At 44.0% G+C, this 12,856-nt stretch carries 13 protein-coding genes; 9 read left to right on the top strand and 4 right to left on the bottom strand.

Annotated features, from left to right (window positions below; genetic code table 11):
* Positions 1-12 precede the first annotated feature (12 nt).
* The 4 genes from GVV58_RS03760 (at position 13) to GVV58_RS03745 (ending at position 5,119) form a co-directional block, all read left to right on the top strand.
* The gene (locus GVV58_RS03760) at positions 13-789 is read left to right on the top strand and encodes a 1-acyl-sn-glycerol-3-phosphate acyltransferase (RefSeq protein ID WP_100355380.1); all 777 of its coding nucleotides are present in this window, start codon (positions 13-15) and stop codon (positions 787-789) included.
* Positions 790-950: 161 nt separating this feature from the next.
* A complete protein-coding gene (locus GVV58_RS03755) occupies positions 951-2,957 on the top strand; it encodes a hypothetical protein (RefSeq protein WP_159516030.1) in 2,007 nt (668 codons plus the stop codon).
* Between the two features lie 89 nt (positions 2,958-3,046).
* Complete coding sequence (locus tag GVV58_RS03750) at positions 3,047-4,762, top strand: AAA family ATPase (protein ID WP_159516029.1); 1,716 nt, start codon at positions 3,047-3,049, stop codon at positions 4,760-4,762.
* Between the two features lie 30 nt (positions 4,763-4,792).
* Positions 4,793-5,119 carry a gamma-glutamylcyclotransferase family protein gene (locus GVV58_RS03745; protein ID WP_005097359.1) on the top strand — a complete coding sequence of 109 codons (327 nt, stop codon included), beginning with the start codon at positions 4,793-4,795 and terminating at the stop codon, positions 5,117-5,119.
* A 272-nt stretch (positions 5,120-5,391) separates the two neighbouring features.
* On the opposite strand, the gene GVV58_RS03740 is transcribed toward GVV58_RS03745, so the two are convergent.
* Positions 5,392-5,844 carry a DUF441 domain-containing protein gene (locus tag GVV58_RS03740; RefSeq protein ID WP_005097358.1) on the bottom strand — a complete coding sequence of 151 codons (453 nt, stop codon included), beginning with the start codon at positions 5,842-5,844 and terminating at the stop codon, positions 5,392-5,394.
* A gap of 139 nt (positions 5,845-5,983) precedes the next feature.
* Here GVV58_RS03740 and GVV58_RS03735 point away from each other — a divergent pair, with 139 nt between their 5' ends.
* Positions 5,984-6,694 (top strand): 16S rRNA pseudouridine(516) synthase, encoded by a 711-nt coding sequence (locus tag GVV58_RS03735; protein WP_005097357.1) that lies wholly within the window; start codon positions 5,984-5,986, stop codon positions 6,692-6,694.
* A gap of 39 nt (positions 6,695-6,733) precedes the next feature.
* Here GVV58_RS03735 and GVV58_RS03730 read toward each other — a convergent pair whose 3' ends face one another.
* From GVV58_RS03730 to GVV58_RS03720, 3 genes are all read right to left on the bottom strand, one after another.
* A complete protein-coding gene (locus GVV58_RS03730) occupies positions 6,734-7,177 on the bottom strand; it encodes a GNAT family N-acetyltransferase (protein WP_159516028.1) in 444 nt (147 codons plus the stop codon).
* Positions 7,178-7,274: 97 nt separating this feature from the next.
* Positions 7,275-7,622, bottom strand: a complete 348-nt coding sequence (locus GVV58_RS03725) for a type II toxin-antitoxin system RelB/DinJ family antitoxin (protein WP_005097354.1) — start codon at positions 7,620-7,622, stop codon at positions 7,275-7,277.
* Between the two features lie 114 nt (positions 7,623-7,736).
* Positions 7,737-8,645 (bottom strand): pseudouridine synthase, encoded by a 909-nt coding sequence (locus GVV58_RS03720; RefSeq protein ID WP_159516027.1) that lies wholly within the window; start codon positions 8,643-8,645, stop codon positions 7,737-7,739.
* Positions 8,646-8,770: 125 nt separating this feature from the next.
* Between GVV58_RS03720 and tsaE the strand changes: the two genes are divergently transcribed.
* The 4 genes from tsaE to hfq all read left to right on the top strand — a co-directional run bounded on the left by tsaE (position 8,771) and on the right by hfq (position 12,794).
* On the top strand, positions 8,771-9,250 hold the full coding sequence (gene tsaE, locus GVV58_RS03715; RefSeq protein WP_005097351.1) for a tRNA (adenosine(37)-N6)-threonylcarbamoyltransferase complex ATPase subunit type 1 TsaE: 480 nt from the start codon (positions 8,771-8,773) through the stop codon (positions 9,248-9,250).
* Positions 9,240-11,216 carry a DNA mismatch repair endonuclease MutL gene (mutL, locus tag GVV58_RS03710; protein WP_159516026.1) on the top strand — a complete coding sequence of 659 codons (1,977 nt, stop codon included), beginning with the start codon at positions 9,240-9,242 and terminating at the stop codon, positions 11,214-11,216. Before tsaE ends, mutL begins: the two co-directional genes overlap by 11 nt.
* Before the next feature lie 6 nt (positions 11,217-11,222).
* Positions 11,223-12,167 (top strand): tRNA (adenosine(37)-N6)-dimethylallyltransferase MiaA, encoded by a 945-nt coding sequence (gene miaA / locus GVV58_RS03705; protein ID WP_100535272.1) that lies wholly within the window; start codon positions 11,223-11,225, stop codon positions 12,165-12,167.
* A gap of 93 nt (positions 12,168-12,260) precedes the next feature.
* Entirely contained in the window at positions 12,261-12,794 is a 534-nt protein-coding gene (gene hfq / locus GVV58_RS03700) for an RNA chaperone Hfq (protein WP_005097347.1), read from the top strand.
* Positions 12,795-12,856 lie beyond the last annotated feature (62 nt).

The following is a 12,856-nucleotide window of genomic DNA, read 5'->3' as shown; positions in this document are numbered from 1 at the left end:
AGAGTAGACAGATTGCAGGCCAAGCATGACGGGCAGTGGATCAGGCGTTTAAGTGCCTTCTCCAAGTTATATTTTACCCCGACATTTTTAGGGGCTGAGTATATGGATGCCAGTCGACCTGCAATGTATGTCGGTAATCATTCCATGTATGGCATCTTTGATGCGCCGATGCTGATTGATTACCTCTACAACGAACATAAGGTGGCTGTGGTCAGTATTGCAGATCATAGCCATTTTTATGTGCCGCTGTGGCGTGAAGCCGTGAAAAAGTTTGGTGCCATTGATGGAACACAAGCCTATGTGCGTGCTGCAATGCAGCAAGGCTATTCCATTCTGGTCTTTCCGGGTGGCGGTCGTGAAGTGCTCAAACGTCAGGGTGAGCAGTATCAGCTGATCTGGAAGCAGCGTTACGGCTTTTTAAAGCTGGCGCAAGAATTCAACTATGATCTTGTCCCTTTTGCCGCTCTCGGTGCGGATGAGGTCTATGAGATTGGCTTTAATGCCAATAAGATTATCCAGCATAAGTATTTTCAAACACTACTTAAAATACCACAACTCAATAAATTACTACGTCAGGGCGATGTGATTCCTTCTCTGCCCAAACACCTGTTGCCAAAACGCTTGCCCTTTTATTTTCAGTTTATGCCACGACTATCGATTGCTCAGGTGCAGACGCAAGAAGAGCTGGTTGAGTTTCGGCATAGCTTGCAACAGCATATTTATACGGGGTTGGCAGCGCTCACTGTGCAGCGTCAGCAAGACCAGCAGGCAACCGAATCCTCGTTGTAAATCCAAGTTGTGACATATTGAGATGCGCTATATTTAGAAGTCATCCTGCAGTGCTGTTTTATTGTGCGAGTACTGCCATAATGTATGGTCAAATAGTCACTGATCGATGATCGAGGGCTCAACATGATTCAATATAAAAATAAAATAATATAGGTGCGTATATGGAACAGGGTGGTTGGGTAGCGCCGTTAAAATTGCTGGCACAACAATGTTTGAGGATTTCTCCGGAGTTGAACCAGCTTTATCTGGATCAGATGGCGATGATTGGTCATCTGACTGCACAAAATCTATTAAAAATTCAGCAGGGTCAATACCGGATTGAATTGCTGGACGGGTTGTTCTATATCCAGTTTTATACTGCATATGCACTGGACTCTGGAACTGCACCCGTTTTGGTCGAGAGTCATTTTTATTTTCAGCAATACAAAGCAGAAGCGCTAGAAGAATTTTTTTTACAGGATATCTATTTCCTGACTGGGGACTTGAAACCGCAGCATTCGCTGTATTTACGTGACAAAGCCAAGCAATTACGCAAACTGATTCTGAACCAGGTCTATGAAGCGGTAAATGGCCCAGCACGGGTATTGGCATTCCTGCGACAGATGTCGGTGGTTCAGGCTGAGATTATTGATCATCATTTAATAGAGGCCGGGTTGTATACAACACCAGTCATGCAAAACGTTGTTCTGGACGAACAGGATATTCCCCCGCAAATTCTTGAAAGCTTGCAACAGGCTTTTTCTTTGGCATTTCTACAGCAGGATGAGTTCCTGTCCATCCAGTCCTTAATGGACACTCTGGATGAATTCTGTTTTAGTGCCGCACAGCTTTTGCATCCGGCGACGTTTCGGATTATGTCCTTGTCTTTTGAAGAGCGTTTTAATTTACATGAACTGAATGATCACAGCGATGATATTCGGCTGTTGTATCGACATGCCGAGGAGCAGAGCCACCTGCTCGGTTTTGTCCGTTTGATGAATCGTGAGGTCTGGCATCGCGATGACTTATTAGCCAAACGAAATTTTCTGGAAAATCATCCCTATTTATGGCAAAAAAAGGTGGCCCGATTACCACTATTTGACTGTCATCGTGCAGTGAACTGGATTTTCAGGCAACCAGCCGAAGTGGTGGACTGGATCAGTGGCAATATTCAGCACAGCAGCGTGCGGGTGGCAGTGACGGCCTTAAGTTTTGTAGACAGCCATCATATTCATCCGCAGATTATTCTGGCGACCTTGCAATATTTTCAATATGTTTCTGCGCGACTGTTTATTCATAGCATGCATGAATATGCAATCCAGCATGACTGGTTTCAACATCAGCATAATCAGGCGGTGGTCTTAAAAGGCACACGTCAATCGATGGATGATCAGCGGATTGCAATCACTCCCTCGATTCTGTATCTAGACGAATGGATAGAATTGCTGCGTAACGTGGTCAAAATGGATGATCAGATCACCAAGAAAGTCTATTTGCAACTGAGCCGGGTGATGCAGGCATATATGCAGCATCTATATAAAATTACCGCGCATCTTCCAGAAGAAGTCTTGGCTTATATTCAGCCTCAAAGCCAGCAGAATCGGGATTTCTATCATGTGTTGCAGCGCTATCGGATTCCTTTTGTCGAATTTAGACAGCTGTTTTATTTACACAGTGGACATGTGCGTGAGTCTGTATTTGACAGTTATGTGCGTGACTATCTGGTGGAATATTTTTCCAGTCATAACGAGATTCCGAAAAACCTCAGCTGGAGTGGATTATTCGCTCAGGCCGTGATCTGGCATGATCAGATTCAGAAGCAGGAAATGATGGCCAAGCTGAAAAAAGAGTTTGCGCTCGTAACTTGGTCACCTTTGACGCAGGCCTCATTTTTATTATATTTCAACTGGCGTTTTGAGGAGCTTAAAAATCTGGATCGTATTCTGGAAGAATCCAAGGTTTTCAGGAACTGTCTGGCGGCCAGTTATGCCCAGCAGATTATTGAAGGGCAATATGTGGCCTTTCGCATGTCGCATCCGGATGTGCGTTTACCTTTAATTCTGGGCTGTCGGATCGTCAATGGGCAAGTGATCTTCGATCAGCTGGAATATCCGAACAATCAAAAGGCAGAAGCTGAATATAGCAATATCGCGATGCATTTTATCAACTGGCTCAACTTGCAGGCTTAAGTGCAAGATTAAGTGGTTTTCCGCCATGACGCTTAACTTTTCTGCCAAAAATCGTTAGGCTATAGCCGTTCTTTCACGGTATTGCTCTTATGAAACAGGAAACTGCCCTTAAGTTACTCAAAGCAGGAGAAAATGTCTTTTTAACCGGTTCTGCGGGTGCAGGAAAAACCTATACGCTGAATCAATATATTAATTATTTAAAAGCGCGTAAAGTCGCCGTCGCGATTACGGCATCGACCGGTATTGCAGCCACGCATATGAATGGTATGACCATTCACACCTGGGCCGGCATCGGCATTAAAGACTTTTTGTCCGAAGATGACTTAAAGCGCATGAAAGAGCGTAAATACTTAAAAGAACATCTGGAAAATGCCCAAGTTCTGATTATTGATGAAATTTCCATGCTGCATGCCAAGCAGCTGAATCTGGTCAATCAGGTGCTGAAATATTTTAAGGATAGTGATGAAGCCTTTGGCGGTATTCAGGTGATTGTGGCCGGGGATTTTTTCCAGTTGCCGCCAGTCGGTAAGAATGACGAGCGTAACCGCGATAAATTCTGCTTTATGTCGGAAGCCTGGGTCGAAGCCAAGTTTCGAGTGTGTTATCTGACCGAGCAGCATCGTCAGGGCAATGATTATCTGAATGATATTCTGAATGCGATCCGTGCGCAGGCAATTAGCGCTGAACACCGCACTGCATTACAGGGAACACGTCATCAAGAGATTGGCGATACCTATACGCGTCTGTATACCCATAATATGGATGTGGATAGTCTTAACTTTAAACATCTGAATGAAATTGACAATGATCCGCGCCAGTTTGATGCCCAGTGTGATGGCAATGAAAAGCTGATTGAAACTTTAAAATCTTCCGTACGTGCACCAGAAGCCTTAACCTTGAAAAAGCATGCCAAAGTCATGTTTGTAAAAAACAACTTTGATATGGGCTATATCAACGGCAGTCTGGGTGAAGTGATCAGTTTTGAAGAAGACGATGAATATGGTGTGCTGCCCAAAGTGAAACTGACCGATGGCACGACCTTGGTGGTGGAGCCTGAAACCTGGTCGGTAGACAATGAAGCCGGTAAAACCATTGCCAGTTTCCAGCAAATTCCTTTACGCTTGGCCTGGGCGATTACCATTCATAAATCTCAAGGGATGACCTTGGAAGCAGCAGAAATTGATCTGAGTCATACTTTCGAGAAAGGTCAAGGTTATGTGGCGTTGTCACGGTTGAAAAGCTTAAATGGCTTACGTTTAAAAGGCTTTAATGAACAGGCTTTGGAACTTGACAGTTTAGCGATTAAAGCTGATCGCCGTTTTCAGGAACTTTCTGATGAAGCCGAAGCGAATTTTGAAAATGTCGATTTGACTGCGCAGCATAAAGCCTTTATCCGTCACTGCGGTGGCACATTGAATGAAGCAGAAATCCAGCGCAATGAAAAGAAAATTTCCAAGAGTGGCACGAAGCAGAGTTATGCCACTGCCACACTGGATGAAACCCGAGCACTGTTTGAAGAAGGCTATGAAGTTGCGGATATCGCGACTGAACGTGGTCTGACGCCAGCGACAATCATTAATCATCTAGGCCGTTTACACAAAGAGCAGGGACTGGATATTTCGGTGGCTCATCCGGGTGAGGAAGTGGTGGAGCAGGTGCGTAAAATTTATAAACGCTTAACCAAACGTCAAAGTGCTGAGCATTTTAATGATGATGGCTCGATTAAGTTGCGCCCGATTGTAGAACTTACCACGCCTAAAATGGCCTATGACCAAGTCCGTCTGGCACTATTATTTGTAGAGTAATCACCGAAATGATCCTTCAGAGCTTTTAAGATGCATAGTTTATTCGTATACGGCACGCTTCGTCCCCAGCAACCCAATGCCCATGTCATGGAGCGGATTGGGGGAAGCTGGAAAGCCGCTTATATCCGTGGGCATTTGCAACAGCGTGGCTGGGGTGCTGAATTTGGTAGCCCGGGCATCCAGCTCAGTGATTCGGGCGAGACTGTTCAGGGTTATGTATTTATATCTGAGCATCTTCCCCAATATTGGGAAGAGCTGGATGCGTTTGAAGGTGATGAATATCAACGGATTCCTGTTAAAGTATATTTGGAAAACGGCGAGATGATAGAAAGTTTGGTTTATGCCTTAAAAGATTAGACCGGTATTTGTCATGCAGTGAATTTTAAATTTTTATCAGGTCACAGCTTGTTAAAGATCATTCTATTTTTTTGTATTGCCTTTATTTTAGATTGGAAAGCTTATAACCAAGATGAATCTTCCGTTGATCTGATGACATATCCTGAGCAAGCTTGAAACACTGCTTTAAAGCTTGGTGCAAGGTAATCAATAGATGACCTGCATATTATAGGTCATGTGATGTATTTTTGAGAAATCTTTGCATACTGGTGATGCGTGCTGATGATTTGAATCTATTGTGTACCAATCAATAAAGATAAAATCCCGGCTGCAATCAGCGGCCCAACAGGTACGCCGCGTAACACCGCCACACCTGCTACAGTACCAATCAATAAGCCCGCGACAATATCCGGTTGATTCGACATCAGTTTCACACCGCGGCCACCGAGCCAAGCCACAAAAACACCAATGGCAATGGCCAGTAAAGATTTCCAGCTGAGAAATGACTTGAGAATACTTTCTCCGGCAATTTTGCCACTCGCAATCGGTGCCAATACCCCGATGGTTAAAATAATAATTCCAATATTCAAACCATGTTGTTGTACATAAGGCAACAGGTCGTGTAGCGGGGTAATTTTAAGAACAATCAGTACCGCTGCAGCGATGGTGACAGCACTATTGTGACTGAATATACCACAGGCCAGTAATACCAAAAGAACCATCAAATTTAAATCGAGTTGTGACATGGGCGGGAGAGGAAACATGGAAAATGCCACCATTGTAGAGCGTTTCAGCTGGTGATACGAAGAAAATAAGCGAAGCAATCAATTTAGGTGTGTTTCAGGATAGAATGCACAACTCTTCACGCGATACAGGTTTAAGCAGATGCTATTGGAAAAAATGTTGCAGTCACAAGGTTTCGGTTCCCGCAAGCATTGTCAGCAATTGATTAAAAATGGTGCTGTTTCTATCCAGAATGAAGTGATTGATCATCCTAAACATAAACTGGATTTGAATGATTTAGACTTCGAGGTCTATGGCAAGGCCCATCGCTATCGAGAGAAAGTCTATATCGCTTTAAACAAACCGCAGGACTATGAGTGTTCGCATCAGGCCACGCATCATTTTAGTGTGTTTGATCTGTTTGATGAGATGCTGCTGAATCGTGGCATTCAATGCGTGGGTCGTCTGGATCAGGACACCACCGGACTGTTATTGTTGACTGATGATGGCCAGTTTCTGCAAGCGTTAACACATCCGAAAAAACATGTGGCCAAAGTTTATCAAATGCAAACGGCAGATCCAGTCACTGATGCTCAGCTACAGCAACTGGAACAAGGCGTTGAGCTACGCAATGAAAAAGGTATTTTTGCAGCCACTGAAGTGATACGTCTGTCTGAAAGCCGTCTGCAAATGAGCATTCATCAAGGGGTATATCATCAGGTGAAACGCATGCTGGCAGCCGTCGGAAATAAAGTCGAGCAATTGCATCGTGCTCAAATTGGTGCTTTGGCTCTGCCTGAGCTGGCTGAAGGAGAATGGATCTATTTAAATGCAGAACAGGTGGCTTTGGCAAAATTCCGTTCAGAAGAATAATTGAGTTATTCTTCTCAAGTTTATTTGAACGATCAGATTTTATCTCAGGAAACAATGATAGGTCTGAAACTCATTATCCTTAATAAATCCCATAGATTCATACAATTCATGCGATTGGTAATTGTTCTTTTGGGTTTCCAGGCTAATTCTTAAGGCCTGTTCATGTTTGGCAAATAAAATTGCGGTATCAATCAGTTGTCTGGCTGCACCCTGACGCCGAAATATCGGGGTGATATAGACATCATCCAGAATATAATAGGTCGAGCAGGCCACCGAAGAAAAACCCAGATACAGGATAATAAAGCCGGTAAAAGTATCATCTTTGGTATTAATGAAAATGACGGTCTGTCCATCTTCAAAACGTTGTTTTAAAAATTGGTAGGAGAGTTCGGGGTTAGAGGAGGTGCCATAAAATTGTCGATATTCATCGAATAATATCGCAAGCTGATTCAGGTCTGCTGATTGAGCGCGTCGTACGAGCATTGCATCCTCCATGCTAATTTTTTATTCATTATCAGCATCAAGCATAGCGAAGTTTGTCAGTGGCCGGCTTTAGAAATTGTTCGGAAATGCAACAATGTTAAATTTTGTCGCTTTCACCTAAAATGGCATTCAGTTCTTCAAATAAATCCAGATGATCATCATCGAGCTGGATTTCCTGATCATCCAGAGAATTGAGTGTTGAATTTGGCAAGCTGCTTTGCCCATTCTGGATCTCATTTTGCTTCAGTTTGCGCAGTCGGATCAGTTGTTCCAGATTAATATTCTGGTTTTCAATCGAGAAGGGGATCGATTTGGTAATCACCACCTGTTTGAAAAAAAGACGCACGGCCTGAGCTGGCGTAATCCCCAATTGCTTAAATACCGCAAAGGCTTGTTTCTTCTCTTGCGAGTCCAAGCGAATTTGATAAACTTCAGTTTTTCTCATAATATTTTTAAAGCTTTAAATTACTTAACTTTTCGCCTTTATTCTAATCAATTACGTTTGAAATTCAATCTTAAAGCGACCGATTTTAGAAAATAATCTGTAATGACAAGCGATTTACAGTGTCAATTCAAGTCTGGAGCTGAAATTCATGCTTTTCTGCGTGATCGGATCGATGAATTGAATATGTTGGGCCAATAAGCTTAAAGGGGCAGAAAAATCATCTTCGGCTTTGTGCGCTATCCGTGGATAAAACGGATCATTCTGAATTGGAATACCGAGATGATTCAAGTGCACGCGTAATTGGTGCTGTTTGCCAGTGTGTGGTTTCAGTTCATATTTGGCCCATTCTTTATTATGTTCTAACAGCTGGATTGCCGTTTCGCTATTGGCTTCGCCGTTGACCACCTGCATGGTATAGAAGGGCTGACCTTTTTCCATTCTTAATCGTGTGATCAATGGAAATTCTAAATCAGCCTTGTATGCTGCAATCGCATGGTAGGTCTTCTGCACTTGCCGTGTGGCAAACATCTGTTGATACAGGCCACGAGATTCTACATATTTTGAAATGAGAACCACGCCGGCCGTTTCACGGTCTAGCCGGTGAATCGGTGTTAAATGTTCATTGCCTGTTTGTTTTTTGAGACGAACCAGCAAGGTTTCCTGTACATACTGACCGGTCGGACTCATGGTCAAAAAGTGCGGTTTATCGATCACCATGAAATGCTCATTTTCAAATAAAATCTGATGTTGAAAAGGAACATGCACTTCATGTGCCAAAAATCGATAATAAAAACAATGACTATTGGCCTGAAATGGACTTTCTGTGCTTAATTGATGGCCCTGCGCATCATAGACCAGACCTTTGGCGAAACGGGCTTGCCATTCATCTGCTGCGATATGCGCAAATTGCGTGCATAAATAAGCAAAAACTGTCGGGGGTGTATCTAGACTATCCTGCAAGAACACTTTACTGGCACTGACCCCATTTAACATGGGCGGATTAAACTCAACAGTCGGATGCATGGCAGGCAGATCAACCTCTCAGAAACAGAAATGGTGAAAAAATACAGTTTCTCACACAGGTGAATAGGCTTTTAAAGCGTGGCGATGCTATCATATTTATTCTTTTGCATCATGTCGTGAGTAATATGCCTTATTCATTTAATGTCACTTTAAATCATGAAGACGATACCCAGAAACTGGCCAAGGTTCTGGCCGAAAATTTCCCTGCGGGAGTCGTATATCTGATCGGTGATTTGGGGGCAGGAAAAACGACCTTAACGCGCTATTATTTGCAACAGCTGGGTCATCAAGGTTCGGTGAAAAGTCCGACTTATACGCTGGTCGAACCGTATCAGATCAATGGGCAGGATATTTTTCACTTTGACCTGTACCGTCTGAATGACCCCTATGAACTCGAATTGATGGGAATCCGGGATTATCTGGAAACTCCGAATGCGCTATTTTTATTTGAATGGCCCTCCAAAGGTGGCGATGAAATTCCGCAAGCTGACCTGATTATTGAAATTTTAAAATCTGAAGATGAACTGACCCGTACTGCAAGCCTGATTTCCTCTAATCTTGCTTTGCGAGAGGCTTTGGAGCGTCAATTTTCACATGTCGAATGATTTAAGCCTACGCCGTATCCGTGCCCTTGATCCTGCGCTGGCCAACCAGATTGCTGCAGGTGAGGTGATTGAACGTCCGGCATCCGTGGTCAAGGAATTACTGGAAAACTCGATTGATGCGGGTGCGACCGAGCTGATCATCCGGGTGGAACAGGGTGGCAGTACCTTAATTGAAATTATGGACAACGGCCGTGGTATTCATGCTGAAGATCTGGCATTGGCCGTCATGCGTCATGCCACCAGCAAAATCCAGAGTGCCGATGAGCTGTATGCGATCAGCAGTTTAGGCTTTCGTGGAGAAGCGCTGGCATCGATTGCAGCAGTCTCACGCCTGACCATGATCAGCAGTCAAAATGAGGATGGCATTGGTTATCAAGTAGAAGTAAACGGTACGGCTTTTGATCATCAGCAAATTCAAGCGGTTGCAGCTTCGAAAGGGACGCATATCCGGGTTCAGGATTTATTTTTTAATGTGCCTGCGCGGCGTAAATTCTTAAAGAAACCGGGCACTGAATTTGGCCACATTGAAGAAATTGTACGCCGTATGGCACTGACGCATTTTGATATCCGGTTTGTGCTGGAACATAATGAAAGCATCAAGCTGAATTTACCCGTCGCGGACAGCGGTGCTTTACGTTTCCAGCGGGTACAGCAGTTATTGGGTCGTCAGTTCACTGAAAATGCTTATTGGATCGATGCTGACAGTATCAACATGCGTTTATCAGGCTGGCTTGGTCATCCCTCAGATGCGCGTGCACAGGCCGACTTGCAATATGTCTATGTCAATGGCCGGATTGTCAAAGACAAAACCATTTCTCATGCCTTGCGGATGGCTTATGATGGCATTTTGCATGGCCATCAACATGCGGCTTATTTGCTGTTTTTAGAAGTTGATCCTGAAAATGTTGATGTCAATGTCCATCCCACTAAGCATGAAATTCGCTTTCTGAATCAGCGTGAAGTACATGAGTTTGTGCGGCATTATGCCAAAGACACTCTGGCACAATTCCAGACGGCAACTGCTGATTTAGCAACTGCGATGAAAGTTGATGATGAACCTGTTGCACTTGTACCGCAACCGCGTTATCAGGAACAGTTTAGCCTGCACCAGACTGCGCATGTGCAGCAGCAATTATCCTCTAACCTACCTGTAGCTGCTAAAGGTGAAAATGAGGCATCGGATGTACTGACCGACTTTGAATCTTCGCGGCCACAAACGGTACATTATGCGCGAGACTATAATGCGTCTTATGCAGGCTCGCAGCAGCTGAATAATGCCCTGCAAAGCTATCTGGCACCGCTGCGTGATCAAGCCTCTGCCTATGAGCCACAAGTTGCAGAGCAAGCCTTGCAAAGTCATATACAGGCCAAAGTCGATGAACATCCACTCGGGATTGCGATTGCCCAGTTACATGGGATTTATATTCTGGCACAAAATACCGAAGGGCTGATCATTGTGGATATGCATGCTGCCCATGAGCGGATCGTCTTGCAGCAAATGAAATCGGCTTGGGATAAACCTGAATTCTGGACATCACAGCAATTGCTGATTCCCAAAGTGGTCAACATCACTCGAATGCAGGCGATGCGGGTCGAAGAACTCAAAGGGCAGTTAATGCGTTTGGGGCTTGAAATTGACCAGTATGGTGATGAACAGGTGATTGTGCGTGGCGTACCTGCCATTTTGCACAAAGCAGATTTTGATGCACTGATTCCCGAGCTGTTAAATGATCTGGATCCGAATGATCAGGTACAGGGTCTATTGCAGAAACGTGACCAGATTCTGGCAGGTATGGCCTGTCATGGTGCAGTACGTGCGCATCGCATTTTAAGCCTGTCTGAAATGAATGCTTTATTGCGTCAGATGGAACACACTGAATTTGCCAGTCAATGTAATCATGGCCGTCCGACTTGGCGCGCTTTTCCATTGAATCAACTAGACAAACTTTTTGCTCGAGGAGAGTAGTTTTACATGTCCAATCAATTGCCGGTCATCAATTTAATGGGGCCAACTGCAAGTGGTAAAACCGCTTTGGCATGTGAACTGTATGAGCATGGAAAATTCGAGCTGATTTCGGTCGATTCTGCGCTGGTTTATCGGGAAATGGATATTGGTACAGCCAAGCCTTCTAAAGAGGAACTGGCGCGCTATCCGCACCATCTGATCGATATTATCAGTCCACTCGAAGTCTATTCTGCGGCAAACTTTGTTGAAGATGCTTGCCGGTTAATTGATGATATTCATGCACGTGGTAAAACACCGATATTGGTGGGCGGAACCATGCTGTATTTTAAAGCCTTACTTGAGGGGTTGTCAGATAATCTGCCCAGTGCCGACTATACGATTCGTGCTGAAATTGAAGCCAAAGGCGAGCGAGAAGGTTGGGAGGCTGTTTATGCAGAATTAAGTGCCGTAGATCCCGTTGCTGCGGAGAAATTCAAGGTTAGTGACAAGCAGCGTATTATTCGTGCCTTAGAAGTGTTTAAACTGACCGGTGAGCCGATTACAAAACTACAGGCAGAGCAACCTAAAAACTTACCATATCGTTACAGTTTTTATAACTATGCACTTATGCCAGATCGGTTAGAATTACACGGGCGTATTGAACAACGTCTGCAAATGATGTGGAAAAACGGTTTTTTAAATGAAGTTGTTAGTTTAATTGAAAAATACGATTTTAATGAAAATCTACCTTCTATGCGTTCGGTAGGTTACCGTCAAGCTATAGAATTCTTAAAAAATGCTGACAAAACCAAGGAAAAGCAACAGGAAATGGAGGATAAAGCTTTATTTGCGACACGACAACTTGCAAAACGTCAATATACGTGGCTGAGGTCTTTGCAAGAAAAGCATAAATTTACAACATATTTTACGCTACAGCAGGCTCAACAAGACTTGCGAAACTGTCACGGATAAAGCAAAATTTAGGGACTATCTTTTTTATAATTTTTAATTGAAAAATAGAGATAGTTTTTGCGCTGATTTTTAATTTTTTTTTGGAGTTATAACATGTCTAAAGGTCAAACTTTACAAGATCCATTCTTGAATTCTCTCCGTAAGGAACGTATCCCAGTATCTATCTTCCTGGTAAACGGTATTAAATTACAAGGTCATATCGAGTCTTTCGACCAATACGTGGTTTTATTAAAAAATACAGTAAGCCAAATGGTTTATAAGCATGCAATTTCAACTGTAGTGCCTGCACGTAATCCTCGTCCTGCTGGTGCGCCTGCTGGTCCACAAGGTGCTGGCTTTGGCGGTCAAGGTGCTGCTGGTGGTTTCGGTGGCGGTCAAGGCACTGGCTTTGGTGGTCAAGGTGGCTTCGGTGGCGGTCAAGGCGCTGGCTTTGGTGGTCAAGGTGGCTTCGGTGGCGGTCAAGGCGCTGGCTTTGGTGGTCAAGGTGGTGGCTTTGGTGGTCAAGGCGGCTTCGGTGGCGGTCAAGGCGCTGGCTTCGGTGGTCAAGGTGGCTTTGGTGGTCAAGGCGCTGGTTTTGACAACGATACTAAATTTGAAGATACTCAAGACGACGAAAATAATCGTTAATCGAGTCTGAAAATTAAAAAAACCTCTCATCGAGAGGTTTTTTTATGCCTGTAAGTTTTGCA

The organism is Acinetobacter sp. 18QD2AZ41W (genome assembly GCF_009829025.1).
Lineage (GTDB): Bacteria > Pseudomonadota > Gammaproteobacteria > Pseudomonadales > Moraxellaceae > Acinetobacter > Acinetobacter pseudolwoffii.
The sequence above is the reverse complement of the archived record's forward strand: the minus strand, read 5'-3'. Positions and strand labels throughout refer to the sequence as shown.